This is a genomic window from Desulfobacter latus (assembly GCF_013389365.1).
Classification (GTDB): Bacteria; Desulfobacterota; Desulfobacteria; order Desulfobacterales; family Desulfobacteraceae; genus Desulfobacter; species Desulfobacter latus.
Genome location: NZ_JACADJ010000032.1, coordinates 1 through 19,608, shown reverse-complemented (window position 1 = coordinate 19,608; position 19,608 = coordinate 1). Strand labels below are relative to the sequence as shown.

The 19,608-nt window shown below is 47.2% G+C and carries 19 protein-coding genes and 1 tRNA gene; 11 read left to right on the top strand and 9 right to left on the bottom strand.

The genetic code is table 11. The features are described 5' to 3' along the window. Window positions 1-307: 307 nt before the first annotated feature. Both ppdK and HXW94_RS10360 read left to right on the top strand, forming a co-directional pair. Window positions 308-3,028, top strand: coding sequence for a pyruvate, phosphate dikinase (gene ppdK / locus HXW94_RS10365; RefSeq protein WP_178366829.1), 2,721 nt, complete (start codon window positions 308-310; stop codon window positions 3,026-3,028). A gap of 76 nt (window positions 3,029-3,104) precedes the next feature. After that, complete coding sequence (locus HXW94_RS10360; RefSeq protein ID WP_178366828.1) at window positions 3,105-3,737, top strand: flavodoxin family protein; 633 nt, start codon at window positions 3,105-3,107, stop codon at window positions 3,735-3,737. Window positions 3,738-3,832: 95 nt separating this feature from the next. On the opposite strand, the gene HXW94_RS10355 is transcribed toward HXW94_RS10360, so the two are convergent. Then, window positions 3,833-3,919: transfer RNA gene (locus tag HXW94_RS10355), tRNA-Leu, on the bottom strand. A gap of 119 nt (window positions 3,920-4,038) precedes the next feature. On the opposite strand from HXW94_RS10355, the gene HXW94_RS10350 reads away from it, so the two are divergent. The 8 genes from HXW94_RS10350 to HXW94_RS10315 are packed head-to-tail and all read left to right on the top strand — an operon-like array spanning window position 4,039 to window position 12,105. Continuing rightward, window positions 4,039-4,968: a bifunctional riboflavin kinase/FAD synthetase gene (locus tag HXW94_RS10350; RefSeq protein ID WP_178366827.1), complete on the top strand. Its 930-nt coding sequence runs from the start codon at window positions 4,039-4,041 to the stop codon at window positions 4,966-4,968. Then, window positions 4,969-5,499, top strand: coding sequence for a peptide deformylase (def, locus tag HXW94_RS10345; protein WP_178366826.1), 531 nt, complete (start codon window positions 4,969-4,971; stop codon window positions 5,497-5,499). Continuing rightward, window positions 5,496-6,443, top strand: coding sequence for a methionyl-tRNA formyltransferase (gene fmt / locus HXW94_RS10340; protein WP_178366825.1), 948 nt, complete (start codon window positions 5,496-5,498; stop codon window positions 6,441-6,443). The genes def and fmt overlap by 4 nt, the downstream gene beginning before the upstream one ends. A gap of 2 nt (window positions 6,444-6,445) precedes the next feature. After that, the gene (gene rsmB, locus HXW94_RS10335) at window positions 6,446-7,807 is read left to right on the top strand and encodes a 16S rRNA (cytosine(967)-C(5))-methyltransferase RsmB (RefSeq protein WP_246293831.1); all 1,362 of its coding nucleotides are present in this window, start codon (window positions 6,446-6,448) and stop codon (window positions 7,805-7,807) included. A gap of 9 nt (window positions 7,808-7,816) precedes the next feature. Further along, a complete protein-coding gene (rpe, locus tag HXW94_RS10330) occupies window positions 7,817-8,482 on the top strand; it encodes a ribulose-phosphate 3-epimerase (protein WP_178366823.1) in 666 nt (221 codons plus the stop codon). Next, on the top strand, window positions 8,479-9,030 hold the full coding sequence (locus HXW94_RS10325) for a glycine cleavage system transcriptional repressor (protein WP_178366822.1): 552 nt from the start codon (window positions 8,479-8,481) through the stop codon (window positions 9,028-9,030). The genes rpe and HXW94_RS10325 overlap by 4 nt, the downstream gene beginning before the upstream one ends. Before the next feature lie 13 nt (window positions 9,031-9,043). Beyond that, the gene (locus HXW94_RS10320; RefSeq protein WP_178366821.1) at window positions 9,044-10,414 is read left to right on the top strand and encodes a DUF711 family protein; all 1,371 of its coding nucleotides are present in this window, start codon (window positions 9,044-9,046) and stop codon (window positions 10,412-10,414) included. A gap of 32 nt (window positions 10,415-10,446) precedes the next feature. Next, complete coding sequence (locus HXW94_RS10315) at window positions 10,447-12,105, top strand: B12-binding domain-containing radical SAM protein (RefSeq protein WP_178366820.1); 1,659 nt, start codon at window positions 10,447-10,449, stop codon at window positions 12,103-12,105. On the opposite strand, the gene HXW94_RS10310 is transcribed toward HXW94_RS10315, so the two are convergent. From HXW94_RS10310 to HXW94_RS20345, 4 genes are all read right to left on the bottom strand, one after another. Next, window positions 12,068-13,189, bottom strand: a complete 1,122-nt coding sequence (locus HXW94_RS10310; protein ID WP_178366819.1) for an NAD(P)/FAD-dependent oxidoreductase — start codon at window positions 13,187-13,189, stop codon at window positions 12,068-12,070. The two genes, HXW94_RS10315 and HXW94_RS10310, sit on opposite strands and share 38 nt — an antisense overlap. Before the next feature lie 28 nt (window positions 13,190-13,217). Further along, window positions 13,218-14,048, bottom strand: coding sequence for a rhodanese-like domain-containing protein (locus tag HXW94_RS10305; RefSeq protein ID WP_178366818.1), 831 nt, complete (start codon window positions 14,046-14,048; stop codon window positions 13,218-13,220). 117 nt (window positions 14,049-14,165) lie between these two features. Then, a complete protein-coding gene (gene pyk, locus HXW94_RS10300; RefSeq protein ID WP_218576669.1) occupies window positions 14,166-15,596 on the bottom strand; it encodes a pyruvate kinase in 1,431 nt (476 codons plus the stop codon). 111 nt (window positions 15,597-15,707) lie between these two features. After that, window positions 15,708-15,878 (bottom strand): type II toxin-antitoxin system RelE/ParE family toxin, encoded by a 171-nt coding sequence (locus HXW94_RS20345; RefSeq protein ID WP_425484217.1) that lies wholly within the window; start codon window positions 15,876-15,878, stop codon window positions 15,708-15,710. Between the two features lie 27 nt (window positions 15,879-15,905). Between HXW94_RS20345 and HXW94_RS10290 the strand changes: the two genes are divergently transcribed. Beyond that, entirely contained in the window at window positions 15,906-16,106 is a 201-nt protein-coding gene (locus HXW94_RS10290) for a hypothetical protein (protein ID WP_218576667.1), read from the top strand. 337 nt (window positions 16,107-16,443) lie between these two features. Here HXW94_RS10290 and nadS read toward each other — a convergent pair whose 3' ends face one another. The 4 genes from nadS to HXW94_RS19265 form a co-directional block, all read right to left on the bottom strand. Further along, window positions 16,444-16,734: a NadS family protein gene (gene nadS, locus HXW94_RS10285; RefSeq protein ID WP_178366815.1), complete on the bottom strand. Its 291-nt coding sequence runs from the start codon at window positions 16,732-16,734 to the stop codon at window positions 16,444-16,446. Further along, entirely contained in the window at window positions 16,731-17,045 is a 315-nt protein-coding gene (locus HXW94_RS10280) for a type II toxin-antitoxin system RelE/ParE family toxin (protein ID WP_178366814.1), read from the bottom strand. The genes nadS and HXW94_RS10280 overlap by 4 nt, the downstream gene beginning before the upstream one ends. A gap of 1,017 nt (window positions 17,046-18,062) precedes the next feature. After that, window positions 18,063-19,391: a hypothetical protein gene (locus HXW94_RS10275; RefSeq protein WP_178366813.1), complete on the bottom strand. Its 1,329-nt coding sequence runs from the start codon at window positions 19,389-19,391 to the stop codon at window positions 18,063-18,065. After that, window positions 19,392-19,608: hypothetical protein (locus HXW94_RS19265; RefSeq protein WP_218576666.1), on the bottom strand; the 217-nt coding region annotated here is incomplete at its 5' end. It lies immediately after the preceding gene.

Genomic DNA, 19,608 nt, shown 5'->3' with positions numbered 1-19,608 from the left:
AAAATGCCGACACGCCATTTTAAAAATGGTAATATTATCATCCAAGGGGGAATTTATAAATATTAGATTTTATTTGACTTGATTTTTTCAACGTTTTAATAGTAGACGTTATGTCTTGGCAGATTTAAACTAAATAGTGCCTGAACGGCAATCCATGTTTGGGCACAAAGTTGCCTGGAGGCAACGCCGCATATGGGTGGATTTGCGCCCAAACACTAAAAATCAAATTCCGGCTGATTCCACGGCCTGGGCAAGCTAATATCAATTATGTCTTTAACCATTTAAACGGTATAAACGGTGATTTAAAATGACCAAATACATCTATGAGTTCGGCCCTGATAAAACGGAGGGCGATGCAAGTCAAAAAAACCTTTTAGGCGGAAAAGGTGCCAACCTTGCAGAAATGGCAAAGCTGAAATTGCCTGTTCCGCCGGGTTTCACCATATCAACGGAATGCTGCAATCACTATTTTGATTTAAACGGGTGCTTTCCTGATACCCTTGAAGGCGACATTCTAAAGGCCATGGCCAATATTGAATCCCAGACAGGTATGGTTTTTGGTGATCCGGAAAATCCATTGCTGGTATCCTGCCGGTCCGGTGCAAGAAGTTCAATGCCTGGAATGATGGAGACCATATTGAATGTCGGCCTGTGTCCGGCAACGATTCCGGGACTGATCAAAAAAACCGATAATGAATGGTTTGTTTATGATGCCTATCGTCGACTGATCATGATGTATTCAGATGTGGTTATGGAAAAAGCGGAACAAATCAGTCCCAAGGACGGTATGGGGATCCGCCTGAACCTGGAAATGATGATGAATAACCTGAAAAACGACAAGGGCTATGACAATGATACGGATATTTCTACCGCAGATTTAAAGGCCCTTTGCGAGCGGTTCAAGAAAAAAATCCGGGAGGATCTGGGGGCCGATTTTCCTGATGAACCCCAAGATCAGCTCATGGGGGCCATCGGCGCTGTATTTAAAAGCTGGAACGGCAAACGGGCCGTATCCTACCGCCGCATTGAACATATTCCGGACAACTGGGGCACGGCCGTCAATGTCCAGACCATGGTTTTCGGTAATATGGGCAATACCTCTGCCACAGGCGTTGCCTTTACCAGGGACCCGGCCACAGGGGACAATAACTTTTATGGAGAATGGCTGGTCAATGCCCAGGGTGAGGATGTGGTGGCAGGCACCAGAACCCCGAATCCATTGAACACCGACACCAAAAATGCCCAGAACAGCCACCTGCCCTCTCTGGAAGAATCCATGCCTGAACTTTATAAACAGTTGTTTGAGATCAGGAATCTTTTAGAAGCCCATTACAAGGACATGCAGGATATTGAATTTACCATCCAGGAAGGCAGGCTTTACATGCTCCAGTGCCGTGTGGGTAAACGCACCGCGACAGCGGCCCTGAACATGGCCATGGACATGCTCGACGAAGGCACCATTGATGAAAAAACCATGGTATGCCGTCTTGATCCTAAAATTCTGGATGACTTGCTTCACCCGGTTGTGGACCCGAATGCGGAAAAAACAGCTGTAAAGGTCGCAGAAGGCCTGCCTGCAGGCCCCGGCGGTGCATGGGGACAGATTGTGTTCTCGTCAGACGATGCGGTTCAATGGGCCAAATCAAATAAAAAAGTCATTCTGGTCCGCGAAGAAACCAATCCCGAAGACATTGAAGGCATGCGGGCTGCCGCAGCCGTTCTGACAGCAAGGGGCGGCATGACCTCCCATGCGGCGCTAGTGGCCAGGGGATGGGGTAAATGCTGCATTGTTGGCGCCGGCGCCCTTAAAATTAATTTTGAAACCAAAGAACTGCGCGTGGGAACCCGGGTGTTCAAAGAAGGTGACATCTTTACCCTTAACGGCACCAAAGGTATGGTATACCAAGGCCGGCTTAAGATGAAAGACGCATCGGAAAATGTCCGATTCAAAGCATTCATGAGCATTGCGGATAAATACCGGGCCATGCAGGTACGCACCAATGCGGATACCCCGGCAGATGCCATGACAGCCCTTGACTTTGGCGCCCAGGGTATCGGGCTTTTCAGAACAGAGCATATGTTTTATGGTGCGGACTCAGACAACTCCCTTTTCCTTTTGCGCAAAATGATTCTAAGCAAAACCCACGAAGAGAGAGAGGCTGCCCTTAAAGAACTGTTCCCCTTTGTCAAGGAGGAGATCAAGGCGACCCTCCAGGTCATGGACAATCTGCCCGTGACCATTCGCCTGCTGGATCCCCCCCTGCATGAATTTGTACCCCAGTCACGGGAAAATCAGCAGGAAATTGCCGATGCCCTGCATATTGACATAGAAGAAGTGTTTAAACGCAGTGAACAGCTTTTAGAATCCAATCCCATGATCGGTCACAGAGGCGTAAGACTTGGCATCACCTATCCCGAAATCTCCCGCATGCAGGTAGAAGCCATCTTTGAGGCGTGTGCGGAACTGATCAAGGCAGGCAAAAATCCCATACCTGAAATTATGGTGCCTGTGACCTGCAATGAAAAAGAACTGGCCTTTGTCCGGGATATCGTTACCCAGTGCCATGCTCAGGCGCTTGAAGCCTACGATATAGACGCCCTGCCCTATCTGTACGGCACCATGATCGAAATCCCGAGAGCAGCTTTGATTGCGGATAAAATGGCAGAATATGCCCAGTTTTTCTCCTTTGGCACCAATGATTTAACTCAGATGACCTTTGGATTTTCAAGGGACGATATCGGCTCTTTCATGAACGACTACATTGATAATGCCATCCTCAGTTCAGACCCCTTTGAGACCCTGGACCAGGAAGCTGTGGGAGGTCTGGTGACAACAGCCGTGGAACGCGGTCGCAGGACGCGGCCCGAAATCAAACTGGGTATCTGCGGGGAACACGGCGGGGACCCTGAATCCGTCATATTCTGCCATAAAGCAGGATTGAATTACGTATCGTGCTCACCCTACCGGGTGCCCATTGCCCGGCTGGCGGCAGCCCAGGCCGCCATTATGTATCCTGACGGCCGATAGAAAACGATCTATAAACATAACAAGCCTGGTTACCTAAAGTGACCAGGTTTGTTATTTTCGGATAGGAAAATGTTAAATGAATACAAACCAATCATTAATACAAAATCCATCAATCCCGGAAAAAACAGTCCTGGGCTTTAGTGGCAGTCCCAGAATAAACGGCAATTCCGATCTGATTCTAAACCAAATCATATCCGGTGTGGTCCGGGAAAACATTGCAGCTGATGCCCTGAATTTAACAAAATTAAAATTTCAAGGGTGTATTGGGTGCGAAAAATGCCGGAAAGATAAAATTTGCACAGGCTTAACGGATGACCTGTCACCCGTTTATGACCGCATTATTTCCGCCAAAGGCCTTATTCTGGTCTCCCCGACGCATAATTATAATGTTACATCCTGGATGAAGGCACTTATCGACCGTTTATATTGCTTTTATAATTTTAACGATAATCGTCCGAGAAGCTGGACAAGCCAATTGGAAAACCAGGGTCGAAAGGCTGTCATTGCCGCTATATGTGAACAGGAATCCGTTGAGGACATGGGGTTTACGTTAGAGGCCATGAGACAGCCACTTGCCGCCCTCGGACTTGACGTGATTGGCGAACTTGCTGTTTTCAGAATTTTTGATAAGGCAAAGGTCAAAGATGATAAAGAGGCCATGGGAAAAGCGTATCAGCTTGGCAGGGATTTAGCCTGTGCGGTTAAATAATCCTATTACTTGATCATCAGATTTTTAAGGAATTTGTTCAAATTCAAGGCGGCAACAATTTTTAACCGGAATATTGATTTTGACTTGACTTGAGATGGTGCCGAAGGGGAGATTCGAACTCCCACAAGCGTACGCTCGCTAGTCCCTGAAACTAGTGCGTCTACCAATTCCGCCACTTCGGCACACGTCAAACCGCTTTATTGGCAACCCATTTAAAGATTGCGTAAAAACGATGGTTGAGATATATATATGTGTTTGTTTGGTTTGTCAATAGTATTTTGTTTAAATTTTAAAGGACAACATGGAATTAATTGAAGATTTAAATCAAATTAAGGCCCCCTTTAAAAACGCTGTTATTACCATTGGTAATTTTGACGGTGTGCACAAAGGTCATCAAGCGCTGTTGAACCAGGTGATTGAAAAGGGAACCCGGATTGGCGGTACCTGCATAGCCATGACATTTGAACCGCATCCATTAAGAGCCTTGGGCCTTTCCAGCCCTCCGCTGATTACCCGGCGGGACCAGAAAATTGAACTGATTGAGTCCTCGGGCATAGACGTGCTGCTTTGTCTGCCCTTTGACAAAGCTTTTGCACAGATATCAGCCCAGGAATTCATTGAAGATATTCTTGTAAAGAAAATCGGTATGAAAACGATTATTATCGGCCCGGACTATACCTTTGGAAAAAACAGAATCGGCAATATTGCGCTTTTAAAGTCCAAGGAAAAAGAATTTGGCTATGAGACCATTGTTCCGGACTGGATAAAGGATGTTGAAACCGGCACGGAGCGTATTTCCAGCACAAAAATACGAAACCTGGTCATGGACGGTCATGTGGACCGGGCAAAGCACTATCTTGGGCGCTATTATCAGATCCGGGGAAAGGTTATAAAGGGCCGCGAACGCGGGGGCAGTCAGCTTGGATGCCCCACGGCCAATATAAAACTTCATGATGAGTTGTGTCCCAAGTTCGGGGTTTATGCGGTAACGGTTGAAACCATCCATGGCAACTTCAACGGTGTGGCCAATATTGGTTATTCCCCGACCTTTGGAGATGGGATGTTTACTATTGAAGTTCATATCCTTGATTTTAAAGAAGATATATACGATTCCCGGATACGCGTTAATATGGTGGAACGACTCCGGGATGAAATTAAATTTTCAAATATTGAGCAGCTGTCCAATCAGATCAAAAAAGACATTCAAAAGGCAAAGGAAATTTTAAAATAAATGGCTATTCTTGATATTGTCACATTTCCCGAACCCTCATTAAAAAATATATCCATACCCGTTGAAACCATTGATGAGGCGTTAAAAAGATTGATTGAGAATATGGGGGAGACCATGTTCCATGAACCGGGCGTCGGCCTTGCCGCTCCCCAGGTCGGGATTAATCGCCGGGTTATTATTTATGATCCCCATGCAGGGGAAGAACAAACAGACCCCAAGGACAAAACATTTACCGCACTGATTAATCCTGAAATCCTATCCAAATCCAAAGAGACCTTTATCTCTGAAAAAGAAGGATGTTTAAGTGTCGTTGACTACAGGGCCGATGTCAGGCGGCATGCAAGTGTCACGGTCCGGGCCATGAATCTTGACGGCGAACCCATTGAATTTGATGCCCAAGGGATTATGTCCGTTATCATGCAGCATGAAATTGACCACCTTGACGGTATCCTGTTTATTGACCGGATTTCCGCATTGAAACGGGCGATGTATAAGAAAAAACGATTAAAACAACTGAAAAATAAAAAATGAAACCCATTCGCATCGTTTTCATGGGCACCCCGGAATTCTCGGTCCCGGCGTTAAAGACCCTGGCAAAAGAGCCGGGGGTTGATGTTTTACTGGCAGTGACCCAACCGGACCGCCCCAAAGGTCGTGGAAAAAAACTTAGCCCTTCCGCAGTCAAGCAAGCCGCACGGGACCTTGGCATTGACGTTTACCAGCCTGAAAAAATAAACACCCCGGAAACAATAGCGCGGATGACCGCTCTTGAACCGGACTATTTTGTCGTAGTGGCCTTTGGCCGGATCCTTTCACGGCAGGTGCTGGATATCCCCAAAATCTATCCCATAAATATCCATGCCTCCCTGTTACCCAAATACCGGGGGGCGTCCCCCATCCAGGCGGCGGTTTTGAATATGGATGAACAGACCGGTGTGACCACCATGGTCATGGCTGAAAAAATGGATGCAGGGGATATTCTGTTGATGGATAAAACGCCTGTGAATCCTGAAGAGACCGCGTCAACCCTGCATGACAGGTTATCGCAGCTGGGTGCCGACCTGATCATTAAAACCATCCGCGGCATTGAACAAAAGAAAATCACTCCCGTTCCCCAGGATCATTCAAAAGCAAGCTATGTATCCATGCTCAAAAAGTCAGACGGCCGCATTAACTGGAACGGCAGTGCAGGATCTGTCTGCGCCCACATCAATGCCATGACCCCCTGGCCCGGGGCTTTTACGGAACTTTGCGGAAAACGCCTCAAAATTTTTAAAGCCGTTGTTTCATCCGCACCCATGCCAACGTCCGCCCTGCCGGGAACCATTATAAGCTGCAGCGACAAAGGCCTGTTTATAGCTGCGGGAGATGGTGTTGTCCAGATCCTTGAATTGATGGGAAGCTCAGGAAAACGTCTTGATGCCGCCGCATTTCTTTGTGGAAATAAGATTGACCTGCCGGCCTGTTGTGAATGAATATGACCGCTGATCCGCGTTATATCGCCTTTACCCTGATTGAAGCAGGGCAAAAGCCCTTCCTGCCCCTTGACCGTGCCATTGAAGATGCGGCACAAAAGCTTGACCGGTTGAGTCAAAAGAATAAAGGGCTTTGCCATGCCATTGTGTTCGGCGTATTCAGACACAGGGGCCGCATTGATCAATTGATTTGCCACGGCTCTAAACTTGCCTTTGACCGCATTGACCCCAAGGTAAAAACCATATTGCGCATGGGGGTGTTCCAGCTTGTTTTCCTGGACAGGGTCCCGGATTTTGCAGCCATTCATACCAGTATTGAACTTGCAAAACCGATCTGCGGTAAAAAGGCGTCAGGGTTCATCAATGCGGTTTTGCGCAATATCGCCAGGTCACACCAAAACGTTGCCCTGCCCTGTTCCCATAAAGATTTAATTGGGCACCTGACGGCTGCGTTTTCCATTCCCCCCTGGCTTGGTAAACGCTGGGCTGCAAGATATGGAGAAAAAAAAACACTGGCGCTGGCCGCCGCATTGATGGCGTTGCCCCCGCTTACCCTCAGGGTTAATCCACGCAAAATCAGCCGGGAAGACCTGACGGCAAATTTTGAACGCGCAGGGATTAAAACCCAAACTACACGATTCAGTCCTTTAGGCCTTCAGCTCCGGACATCCGGCATTGCCATACCTGATCTGCCCGGATTTAATGCAGGCCTGTTTCAGGTTCAGGATGAAGCGGCCCAGCTTGCCGTACAGCTTTTGGGCCCCAGGCCCGGAGAAAATATTCTGGATGCCTGTGCAGGACTGGGTACCAAAACCTGCCACATGGCCCTTGAAATGGATAACACAGGCTGCATTACCGCCAATGATACCGGCGAAAGCAAAGCCGGGCGTTTAGCCGGTGAAGCCGGTCGCCTGGATATTGATATAATTCACAACACCCATGTGGACATGACCCGGGCCGGGGTCAATGATTTTTCGTTCTATTTTGACCGGGTACTTGTGGATGCGCCCTGTACAGGCTTAGGCGTCCTTGCCCGAAACCCGGACAGCCGCTGGAAAAGAAGATCAAAGGAGATGATGCGCATGGCCGCCCTGCAGAAAAAAATCCTTAACGGGTCCGCCAATCTGGTGATCCCCGGCGGTGTACTGGTATACGCGGTCTGTTCCTGCGAACCCGAAGAGACAACCCAGGTGATTCAGCGATTCTTAGACAAACGAAAAGACTTTGCCCCGGACCCTTCAGGATTTGAAGCGCATCTGCCTTTTTTCTGCGAATCCGGGCCTAAGGCATTTAATAAAACAACTTTTCCTGACCATCTTGACATGGACGGTTTTTTCATAGCCAGGATGCGGAGAAAAAAATAGGAGACAATTATGACATTGATCGCCCCTTCCATCCTGTCTGCCGATTTCACCCGTTTGGGAGAAGAGGTCAAAGCAGTGGAAAAAGCCGGTGCCGACTGGATTCACATTGATGTTATGGACGGACAATTTGTGCCCAACATTTCCTACGGCCCCATTGTTGTTCAGGCCTGCAGACGCGTCACCAATATGGTAATGGATGTCCACCTGATGATTGAGACCCCGGATGCCCGGATTCCGGATTTTGCCAAAGCCGGGGCCGACTACATCAGCGTCCATGCCGAAGCATGCCCCCATCTGCACCGCAGTCTGCAGCTGATAAAAAGTTTGGGGCCAAAGGCCGGCGTTGCCCTGAATCCGGCCACGCCGTTGTCAGCCATTGAATATGTCATTGATATGCTGGATTTTGTCCTGATCATGAGTGTCAATCCCGGTTTCGGCGGCCAGAAATTTATTGACGCCAGCTTAAATAAAATCACTGCGTTGTCTAAAATGCTGTCGGAGGCAGGATCCAATGCCATTATCCAAGTAGACGGCGGCGTTAACAATGATACCATGGAAGCCGTTACAAGGGCCGGGGCGTGTTGTTTTGTGGCGGGGTCTGCCGTTTTTAACACACCTGACTACAAGAAAACCATAGACGGGCTTCGCAAGCTTTCTGAAAAAGGCAAGAAATGAAAAAAATGATAATATCCGTCCTGGCCAAAGACCGGCCGGGCATCATCGCAAGTGTCACGTCAGATCTGTATGAACTGGGGTGCAATCTTGAAAACGTCAACCAGATGATCCTGCAAAATCAGTTTGCCGGTTTCTTTATAACCCAGGTCCCCAAAGGCCTGTCCTGTGAGACCATTCGACAGGAGCTTGCCTTAAAAGAAGAAGACCGGGGACTGACCATCCATGTCAGACCCCTTGAGGAAGAGACCCAGGCGCCGGTTTCGGAAAAGGAAATTTTTCTGATCACCACCTCGGGCCCCGATCAGAAAGGCCTTGTGGCACAACTATCTTCCATCATCTCAAGTTTTGGCGCCAATATTGTCAACATGAAAGCCGTGTTCATGGGCGGCTCCAATCCCAATGAAAATGTCATGTCTTACCAGGTTCTGGTAACAAAAGAGATTGATGCCCCTGCCATGTTTGCGGCCCTTAAAGAAAAAGCGAACGAACTGAACCTGGACATCCGTATCCAGCACAAAAATATTTTTGACGTGACCAATAAAATATAAGGAATTTTTCAAGGTGTTTGACGATCAGGAAATTATCTCCACCATAGAGATGGTAAAAAATGAAAATCTGGACGTTCGGGCCGTGACCTTAGGCATCAACCTGTTTGACTGTATTTCCCATGACCTGACTGTATTCAAAAAAAACATACGCAAAAAAATCATCGGCCATGCCGCCGCGCTGGTGGAAACTTGTGACCAGGTGGGTGAAAAGTACGGCATAAAGGTGGTCAATAAGCGTATTTCCATCTCTCCCATTGCCCTGGTGGGTGCCTCTTTTTCATCGGCGCAGATGGTGGAGATTGCCCATGAACTCAATGACATTGCCGAAATCGTAAATATTGATTTCATCGGCGGTTTTTCAGCCCTGGTGGAAAGAGGCATTGCCAAAGGGGACCAGGCGTTGATTGACGCGATCCCGCAAGCGCTGGCCGGCACCCAGCGGATCTGTGCATCGGTAAATGTGGCGACCACCAAGGCCGGCATTAATATGGATGCCGTGCTTACCATGTCCAGGGCCATTAAAAAGGCAGCTGCGCTTACAGCTGATAAAGACGGACTGGCCTGTGCCAAGCTGTGTGTTTTTTCAAACATTCCCCAGGACATGCCGTTTATGGCAGGCGCCTACCTTGGCGTGGGCCAGGCAGATGCCGTGATCAATGTCGGGGTATCCGGACCCGGCGTGGTCAAACGCGCCATTGAAAGAAACCTGGCCCAGCAGCGATTGCCCCTTGGTCGCATTGCCGAAATTATCAAACGTACGGCCTGCAAGGTCACCCGGGTGGGAGAACTTATCGGCAGGGAGGTGGCGGATATCCTTAATATCCGGTTTGGCGTGGTGGATCTGTCCCTTGCCCCGACCCCCACGGTGGGTGACAGCGTGGGCGAAATCTTCCAGGCCCTGGGTCTTTCCTATATTGGTGTACCCGGCTCCACCGCAGCCCTTGCCATGCTCAATGATGCGGTGAAAAAAGGCGGGGCCTTTGCTTCGTCCCATGTGGGCGGCCTGTCCGGTGCCTTTATTCCTGTGAGTGAAGACCTTAACATTGCCGAGGCGGCACAGAAAGGATTTCTCTCCATGGAAAAACTGGAAGCCATGACCTGTGTATGTTCCGTGGGGCTGGATATGGTGGCGGTGCCCGGAGATATTACAGAGCAGGTGCTGGCGGGCATCATTGCCGATGAAATGGCAATCGGCATGATCAATGCCAAAACTACGGCCACGCGCATTATTCCGGTGCCCGGTAAAAAAGCAGGGGACAACGTCAATTTCGGCGGGCTTTTGGGCAAGGCTAGTATCATGGATGTGCCCCACCTTGACCTTGAAGATAGCTTTGTGGAATACGGCGGTCATATACCGGCACCCATTCACAGCCTGAAAAATTAGTGTTTGGACCAAATAAAACAGGCGCACAGTCCATGACGGATGTTGTTTTAATCGCCCCGCCCATCCGGGAATTTTACCTGACAAAAAAGCGTACTATTCCCTATGGGCTTGCCTGTATTGCCAAACAGCTGGAACAGGCCGGATTTTCGACGACCATTATTGATGCGCTTGCCAGGGATAAATCAAAAATCATTGAATACCCGGAAGCGTTCGGTCACCTGGTTCCCCATTATGGAAGAACCGATCTGACCTTTTTTTCTTTGTTCCACCATTACAGACACTTTGGCTGCAGTTTTGAGCATATTGCCAATCTGGTCAGGCAGGAAAAACCATTTTTAGTGGGCATCTCCGCCTTGTTCACCCCCTATTGGGCGCAGGCCCTGGACACGGCAAGGGCGGTGAAACGATTCCGGCCCAATGCCTTTATTGTACTGGGCGGCCACCATGTCACCCAGTTTCCCAAAAAATGTCTTGAATACAACGAGATTGACTTTCTGATCCAGGGAGAGGGCGAGCGCCCCATGGTACAGCTTGCGCGGCTGCTCAAGGACCAACCGCCCAACACGTTACCTGATGCCGCTGATTTAAGGCAAATCAGCGGCATCGGTTTCAGGTATGGCAATGATATTGTTCTCAATCCACCTTTTTGGGCGGATTCTCCCCATGGGCTTGACCAGAAGGCTTTGGATAAAATTAACCGGCACTTTTACCAGCGCAATAAAAAAGCCGCCATCACCATTGTGGCCTCCCGAGGGTGTCCTTTTTCCTGTTCCTATTGCGCGGTGTCTGCAGCCGGCAATTATGGGGCTTTTCGAATGCGGCCGGTTAAAGATGTGCTTGATGAAATCAAATTGCAGGCAAGATCCAAACAGATTGGATTCATTGATTTTGAGGATGAGAACTTAACCCTTAAAAAATCATGGGTAATGGAACTTCTGGCGGGCATCCAACAGATATTCAAGGGACAAGAGATTGAACTGCGCGCCATGAACGGACTTTTTCCCCCATCCCTTGACAAAGAAATCCTGACAGCCATGAAAGCAGCCGGGTTCAAAACCCTAAACCTGTCCGTGGGGTCTTTTTGTGCCGCCCAGTTAAAGCGCTTTAACCGTCCGGATGTCAGAGATGCCCATGACAAGGCACTGGACATGGCCAGGGATCTGGATATGAATTGTGTCTCTTACCTTCTTGGGGCCGCGCCCGGTCAGACCGCCGAGACCACCTTAAATGATTTGTTAACACTTGCGACCAGAAGAACCATTGTAGGTCTCTCCATTTACTATCCGGCCCCGGGCAGTTCAGATTATGCCCTGTGTGAAAGACAGAAACTGCTGCCCCATGATTTTTCCTTAATGCGGTCCACCGTTTTTCCAGTGGTGGATAAAACGTCCAGGCTTGAAGCCGTGACACTTTTACGCCTGGCAAGAATCTTAAATTTTCTTAAATCCTGTGTGGAGCAACATGGTGTTTTACCGAAGGCATTCGGTTCCGGCGAAATTTCAGACATTGAAAACAACTGCCACGGGAAAATGGATCGATACAAAGCCAGCATCCTTTTAATACGCCTGTTTTTATCAGACGCGATTCCCAGGGGAATGGATTATGAGGGCCGCATTTACCATCATCCCCACAGTACGGATTTATGTAAAAAATTTATAAATTTTTCTCAATGGCTTGAAATTGTTTTATGAAGCGTCTGTCAATATAGTCTTTGATCATGAATGCAAGCGTTCCACCAAAGACCAGCCCTTTTTTCTTTAAGACCCCGATGCCGCCCCCCAGATTGAAAATGAGAAGATACTCAGGCCCGGGGTCAAAGGAGATCAACGGTTTTTCTTCAAGGGCTGCCATGACATTGTTGAGAAGGACAGGATTTTGCCTGACAGCGTAAACCCCGACTTTAGCCAACGGCCTTTCCTGGAAACAGATACAATCCCCACCCCCGAAAATTTCAGGGTATGCCACAGATTGCAGAAACCGGTTGACCCGAAGGCCTTTATCCGGGCCAACGGGAAGGCCGGAATTCTCAAAGATGGGTGACGGTCGAACCCCTGTGGCCATGAAAATGAAATCCGTGCTATATTTCCGGCCTGAGCCAAGCTGAATTGTTCCGGGCCCTACCTCTTTGACAGGCGCCTGTTCATGGATGAGTATCCCCTTTTTTTTAAGAATGGAGACGACCCTTGATCTTACCGGTTCAGGAAATCCCGACATGAGACAGCGCCTTGCAAAAATGTGTATTTCCGGCTTGAACCCATGTGTTCGTCGGGCAAGCGCAAGGATATTGCCGGCCACTTCCGCCGAAGAGGGGCCGCCCCCCACGATTGAGACACGAACCCTTTTTTCCCTGAACAACATTTTCAGCTTTTGGGCTGCCTCCCACAGCGTCTCAATGGGCTTGACAGGATATATATTTTCAAGTTTCCCCGGAACCGTATCCATGGGAATATAGGAACCGGCATTGCAGCAGGCCACATCATACCCGACAGTTTTCCCGGTTTCCGTAAAAATTTCTTTTGCCTTGGGATCTATTTTAACTACGCGGTCACGAATAAAGGTGCCCCCCTGTTTGGTTACCACATCTTCTGTGGCAAACCGGATGTCGTCAGGGCTGTATCGCCCCCCAAGCATACCAGGTCCCATGCCTGAATAGTAATGATAGGCGGACGGCGCGATCACCGTAACTTTAATCCCCTTGTCTACAATTGTTTTCAGGTTATCCAGAATCATCATATGGGCGTGCCCGCCACCGATCAAAGCAAGATGTTTTTCCATTTTATTTCCCCCGTTGTGAAATAAATGTTTAAAGAGTGTCCATTAACCGGCCCAGACTTTCAAGATGCTGTTTTTCATCATTTGCGATTTTATTTACAGCGTCCTTTGCCTGAATATTTTCAAGCTGTGCCCCCAGGCGCAGATACAGGTCATGGGCCTGGGCTTCAATGGACATGGCAAGGGAAATCACATCCTTTTCCGACGAAAGATCAGGGTCAAAAAGTTCCAGGTACTCTTCCGTGGAAAGCCCCCCTTCCATGGCATGTGCCTCAACCTCAAGTTCAAACGTCTGCCTGTCCACAGATTCTGTGCAGTATTCCTTATAGGCTGCGATAACTTCATCCTGGTGTTTGATTTCTATTTCTGCAAGTGTTGCAAAAAGAGATTTTACCTCTTTTCTTTTGCTCTCTTTTTGCATGCCAAGATAAAACTCGCGCAATCCCTGTTCCAGAGAATAGGCGATTTTCAGCACATCGCAGGGATTTTCCACATCGCTGAAAATATGCAGGCCCAGATCCTGGGGCCCCACAGCCTTGTTTCCCTGCCAGGCCTTGATTCCCCCTGACATGTTGTAAACCTTTTTGAACCCTTTTCCAGACAGCATCTGGGCGGCAACCCGGCTGCGCCCGCCAATGGCACAATATACAAGGACAGGCTTTTCAGCGTCAATCTCCGTTAAGCGGTCGGAAAGCTGGGGCAACGGGATGAGTACGGCACCCGGCAGATGCGCCTCCTGGTATTCCGAATCCTGGCGGACATCCAGAAGGGTAAAATCTTCATCGGGGTGTTTTGTGACATACTCCCGGGCTTCTTTTGGGCTAATTGATTTGGCAGGCGTAAAATATTGCATCCACTTCATGACCACTCCCTTCTTCCAAATTTTATTACGACATTTTTCGGTTTAAAATGTATGATACAAACTCAATGTCTGTTACTTTTCCAGTCTTTTCCATGTGCGATATCCTATATGGTACGCTTATTTATGCTGCCACATAAAGTGTTCACTAAAATTTTTTGCATTGCCGATTTCAATAAAAGAGGCACCTTGCTCAGGCTCGAAACTGCCGGAAAGCAGAATAATCAAGTCGTCATCGTTAAAATTTTGGTCTTCAATTAAACGGCAGATGGCGCCTGCAACTGATTCCCTTGGACTTGGCTCAAGAGAAATGTACTCGGGAAATACCCCAAAAGACAAAGAGAGCCTGCGCATCACTTTTTTATCGTAAACCTGGGCGAAAATCGGGCTGTCCCCCCGGTAGGCGGCCAGTGCCAGAATGGTTTTTCCGGAAAGTGAATCCGCCACAATGCCCCTGGTGTTCAAACGCAGGGAAGACTTCACTGCGGCCTTGGCAAGATAATCCGTCAAATTGCCTTTACTTGAATAGGGGATATCAATGAATGAGCTTCTTGTTAACTCCACTTCCCGGGCAATCCTGGCCATAGTCTGCACCGCCTGCACAGGATATTTACCATTCGCCGTCTCACCTGATAACATCAAGGCGTCAGTATGATCCAGGCAGGCATTGGCCACATCCGACACTTCCGCCCGTGTAGGCCGCGGCGATTGAATCATGGAATGCAGCATCTGGGTGGCGACAATCACAGGACGTCTAAGTTCAATACAGGTCTGGACAATATCTTTTTGAATCAAGGGAATTTTTTCAGTTGGAATTTCAACGGCTAAATCACCCCTGGCCACCATCACCCCATAGGCATATTCCAGAATTTCCCGAAGATTATTCACCCCCTGGGCATTTTCAATCTTGGCGATGATTTTGATTGGAGATTTCTTCTCATCAAGAATGTTTTGAACAGCCAGGACATCTTCCTTATTGCGAACAAAGGAGTGGGCAATAAAGTCAAGATTCTGGTCTGCGGCAAAGGCAATAAACCCCATATCCTTTTTGCTCAAGGCCGGCAATCTAACATGAACCGATGGGATATTGACACTTTTTCTGGGGTAAATGACCCCGTCATTTTCCACGAAACAGACCAGATGATTATCTATTTTGTCCGTCACTTTCAAGGCAATGTATCCGTCATCAATGAGAATGAAAGAACCAACCGGCACATCATCGACAAAATGCGGATAGGATACGCAGATGACATCATCTTTGGAAATCCCGTCAGCCTCTCCTTTGATGCGGATAAAATCCCCATAAACAACGGACAGCGGCATTTTGGCATCGCAGGTTCTGACTTCAGGGCCCTTGGTGTCTAGAAGGATGCCGATTTTGTCCGATACCTTGCGGGTATTTTCAATCACTTGCCTGGCATCATCATGGCTCATGTGCGCCGTATTCAAGCGCACCACATTCATTCCGGCCTGATAAAGCGTTTTAATGAATTCCACGGAACAGTTCAGGTTGGATATGGTCGCTACAATTTTTGTCCTACGCATTTTCAAAGCAAGCCCTCTCTTTCGGCACAGGGTCATGATAAATTTTTATCTAAAAGTTCCAATAAGCTATTATAGAACTTTTATGTTTTGTTGTGGGGGTGAGTCTGGGTATTGAAATCATCGATGGACCAGGTCAGCTCCGGTCCGTTCAAAAACAACTTTATCCGATTCGATCATATAGATCAGCAGCCAATCAGATTCAATGTGACATTCACGGCGTCCCTTCCAGTTGCCAATCAACTTATGATCCCTGTGAATGGGGTCAAGCGTTTCTTCCGCTGAATATATTTTATTTTGTATCTCAAATGGGGAACATTGTCAAACAAAGGATTTGGCGAGACATATCTTCCCAATGCCCTTGGCCGGTTTACCCGGGACTGTTTTTCAGCCGCAGACAAGGCCTTTCCCTTCAGGCTGAACCCGATATTTTCCGCCACGGTGAGCCAGGGAAAAAGCGCGTCCTCCTGGAATACCACACAACGATCCGGCCCGGGGCCTGTTATGCTTTTTCCCTAAAGGGCTCAAAGTCTGGATACTGCGGCGGCTGCGAAGCCTTGTTTGGAAACAATGGAAGAATCCCAAAACCAGGGTTCGTAACCTTAAAAAACTTGGTATTTCGCACCATGATGCCATGCTTTGCGGCAATGCCCGTAAAAAGTATTGGCACATGAGTAAAATCAAGTGGGTTGCCATTGCCATGCCTGAAAGATATTTCATCGACAAAGGATTGTATCTACCCGGGAACTGATGCCTTAAATCAGCCGAACCGCCCTGGTACGTGATCCGTATGCCGGGTGGTGTGGGAGGGCTCCTCAGTGATGGGGAGTCCTATCCCGATTATCATAATTTTTGATCAAGCGTGAAGGGCTTCAAGTACCGCTTTGGGGTTTTTCGAGGCGATACATAACAAGGCTTTTGCAGGGCCTTCTGGTTTCCTCCTCCCTTGTTCCCAATTTTGAAGAGTTCTTACGCTTACTCCTATCATCATGGCAAATTCAGATTGTGAAACGCTTAAAGTTTTCCGAACCATTTTAATTTCAGGAGCTTCAATCTCAAAAACTCGACTTGGTTTCTTTTTTCCGGTTTTTATATCGCCAGCTTCTTTTATGCTTGAAAGCAACATATCAAAATCTTCGTTTTTCATAATAAATTCTCCTTTAATGCTTTTTTCAAGATTTTGACTTGTTCAGGGGTTAAATCTTCTTGTTCCTTTTTCTTGTACATGAATAGCATGTAAATCGTTTCGGGTTGATCGAAATAATAAATAACCCGTAAAGCCCCTCTTTTACCTGCACCAGGTAATTTCCAACGAATCTTGCGAATCCCTCCACTTCCTTTAATAATTGCCCCTGCACCTGGATTTAACATTAAAGCAGATTGCAATACTCGATAACTCGAGTCGGGTAGAAGCCTCAGGACTTGCTTGGTAAATATTGATGTTTCAATGAATTCCATAACACAACAATACGCCATTGGCGTATTTGAATCAAGATAGGGATGGTTTTAAATGATAACGGGGAGTTCAGCTGGCCGGGGGGGGCATATAAAGGGTGTTGAAATCGAGGTCTTATTTTGGTTACTATCTTTATTAAAATCAATACGTTATCCGAAAACAAAGGTTTTGGGGTTAAGTCGCTGATTTTATTGTAAAAGAGGTGGTCGATTTCAACACCCTTATATAGCCGAGCACGTTCTAAAAGCCAAGTTATTTCAGAAACCAAGCACTTTCAAAAAGCCGCTAGCTCCCCACGGTCAGCTGCAGCGTTTGGTGTGTGCCGGGCACGGCACATGTTCTTAAAAGTGAGTCAAATGTAATGGATTTCCAAACATTTGGCAAGTCTTAGACCCAGCCGGATGGAGGCGAAGGGTGTAGCGGTAGTGCAACGGGGTACCGGTGACGGTGCTTCGGGAGGAAGCCGCCTTGCTGAGGCAAGGTACCGCGAAGGTACGGGATGACGTACAGGAATCGAGTATAAGGCGCGCATACCGGGACGAGCCTGCACAACAAGGTAAAGTCCTCTATCCATTACAGGGTATGTCCGTAAACTCGGCATCTACGTACTGAAAGGCATGTGTTTACCCCGGGAGGTCTCCCATGTGCCGGATTGGCTGAGGGCCGGGTAACTGGTCCTGACCGCATGGGAGAAGTCAGCAGAGGGCATAGTAGTCGGAGGAAACGAGCCGGGCCTCGCTGTCTTGAGAGAAGTACACCCGGAGGCCTCACCCCGATGAAGGCCTGAACGGTACCCGGGCCGAATGGCTTGGGTAAATGGTTGTGGTGAGTAAGTAGAAGGATTTTATGGGAATAATGCGGCAGTGGCCGAAATTTCCATAGCATGACTCTACACAAAACCCGGTAAATCGGTGGGATAACCTACAGCCGATTTTGTTAACACCAGCCGAACCGCCTTGGTACGAGATCCGTATGCCGGGTGGTGTGGGAGGGCTCCTCAGTAATGGGGAGTCCTATCCCTATTGTGCAATCTTTATAATGCTCGTTAAGGAGTTGATCCAACCAAGACACGGCTCATCAATAGGTGCATTCTGCCGTCGTTTTTGCGATAAGTATTCACAATATGTGATGAACCACTTTTGTGCTAACTCTTCTTCAGAAACAGTTCCAACTTCAAGTGCCCTGCGAAAAACCATCTCTACCCAGTCATCATAAGATAACACCTTGAGAGTTATTGAATACAATTGTTCTATTTCGAAAATACGTTTTGATATTTCTTCTGTACGTTCAATGTGAACATTCGTAACAAAACCAACAGTATCTACAAATTCATGGTGCTGAAGTTTCTCTACGGCTTCTTCGATTTCTTCCCTCAGATAGCCTTTTCCATATTTGGCATCCCAGGATTCGATGATTTGCCCATCCTCTAATAACTCAATATCCCCGATATTCCCATGCTTCTTATTCGCAGACCTCATTTGAGATAGGGGTTTAACTTCAGCGACTCCAAAAGCGCCTGATTCTGATGCGGTCTGCATTAATGAGTGCATGTTTATTTCCAATAATCGAGCGGCGTAGTCTGAATTTTCAGAGTGTTGCCTTAAAACAGAAGATATAGATTTTTTGTCGGAATTGATAGTTACATATTTGTGTGCCAAATCTAATAAAACATTTGCTGTATCTACGAACTCTGAAGCAGCATTTATAAGTCTAGATAGCAGATATTTCAATGTTTCAATGGCTGAAGTGTTTTTTTTCTCAACCTCTTCAACAAGAGTTAGCCATTGTTCTCTCGCGCCTCTAAGATATGCTTTATACAAAAAAGTATAGGGATAGTTTTCAGCAAGACTTCTAGTCATCATAAAGCCATCTGCATTCAGTCTCAATAAATCATATTTTCGAAGTGTTGGCGTAACATGTTTTTTATCTAATGTTCGCATTGAAATGCCTTCAACCCATGAAAATGATGCGCGATTTGAGCTGCCTTTGTGCAAACGAATATTTTGGGATGGCTCAATGGATTTGACGCAAAGTTGCATTACAGACAAGCCTATAAGCGCTCTTCCAACTTCACTCGTTAATGAATCTACAAGGCCATTTACACTTATTGATGCGGCCTCACTTATTGCAGCCACATCAACGCTTTCTTTTCCACTTGAAAGATCTATAATCAGTTTATCAAGGAAGCTATTTTCAAAAGCATTTCTAACTTTTTTAATTCTTTTCTTGGCTTCTGCGGAAATAACACCTTCTGGAAACATTTCTACATTGTTTTCATCTGTGAAATATTCACTTCTATCTTCAAATACACGAAGATGTTTTTGAAATTCATCATTTTTGTATTTCATTTATAACTCCGTTAATCGCTGAAGGCTTCTTTCATTTAAACTCGGAAAAGAATATGGAATAAGTAAATATCCCTCTTCTATTTGTCTGTTTGTATTATGATTTCTTATTTCAAAGCCTAATAATTTTAATTTTTGAAATTGGGAAATGAGAGTTTCTGCTTCAGCGTTGTATAGTTCAGATATCTCTGAAATTGGTAATATTTTCCCAACAATATTA

Excerpts from the sequence above, each read along its gene's own strand:
- HXW94_RS10325 (WP_178366822.1), top strand. The coding sequence starts at position 8,479 with ATGAAAAAAATGATAATATCCGTCCTGGCCAAAGACCGGCCGGGCATC.
- rsmB (WP_246293831.1), top strand. The coding sequence starts at position 6,446 with ATGACCGCTGATCCGCGTTATATCGCCTTTACCCTGATTGAAGCAGGG.
- HXW94_RS10280 (WP_178366814.1), bottom strand. The coding sequence starts at position 17,045 with ATGGAATTCATTGAAACATCAATATTTACCAAGCAAGTCCTGAGGCTT.
- HXW94_RS10360 (WP_178366828.1), top strand. The coding sequence starts at position 3,105 with ATGAATACAAACCAATCATTAATACAAAATCCATCAATCCCGGAAAAA.
- HXW94_RS10305 (WP_178366818.1), bottom strand. The coding sequence starts at position 14,048 with ATGAAGTGGATGCAATATTTTACGCCTGCCAAATCAATTAGCCCAAAA.
- HXW94_RS10350 (WP_178366827.1), top strand. The coding sequence starts at position 4,039 with ATGGAATTAATTGAAGATTTAAATCAAATTAAGGCCCCCTTTAAAAAC.
- HXW94_RS10275 (WP_178366813.1), bottom strand. The coding sequence starts at position 19,391 with ATGAAATACAAAAATGATGAATTTCAAAAACATCTTCGTGTATTTGAA.
- HXW94_RS10310 (WP_178366819.1), bottom strand. The coding sequence starts at position 13,189 with ATGGAAAAACATCTTGCTTTGATCGGTGGCGGGCACGCCCATATGATG.
- nadS (WP_178366815.1), bottom strand. The coding sequence starts at position 16,734 with ATGAAAAACGAAGATTTTGATATGTTGCTTTCAAGCATAAAAGAAGCT.
- rpe (WP_178366823.1), top strand. The coding sequence starts at position 7,817 with ATGACATTGATCGCCCCTTCCATCCTGTCTGCCGATTTCACCCGTTTG.
- ppdK (WP_178366829.1), top strand. The coding sequence starts at position 308 with ATGACCAAATACATCTATGAGTTCGGCCCTGATAAAACGGAGGGCGAT.
- fmt (WP_178366825.1), top strand. The coding sequence starts at position 5,496 with ATGAAACCCATTCGCATCGTTTTCATGGGCACCCCGGAATTCTCGGTC.
- HXW94_RS10315 (WP_178366820.1), top strand. The coding sequence starts at position 10,447 with ATGACGGATGTTGTTTTAATCGCCCCGCCCATCCGGGAATTTTACCTG.
- def (WP_178366826.1), top strand. The coding sequence starts at position 4,969 with ATGGCTATTCTTGATATTGTCACATTTCCCGAACCCTCATTAAAAAAT.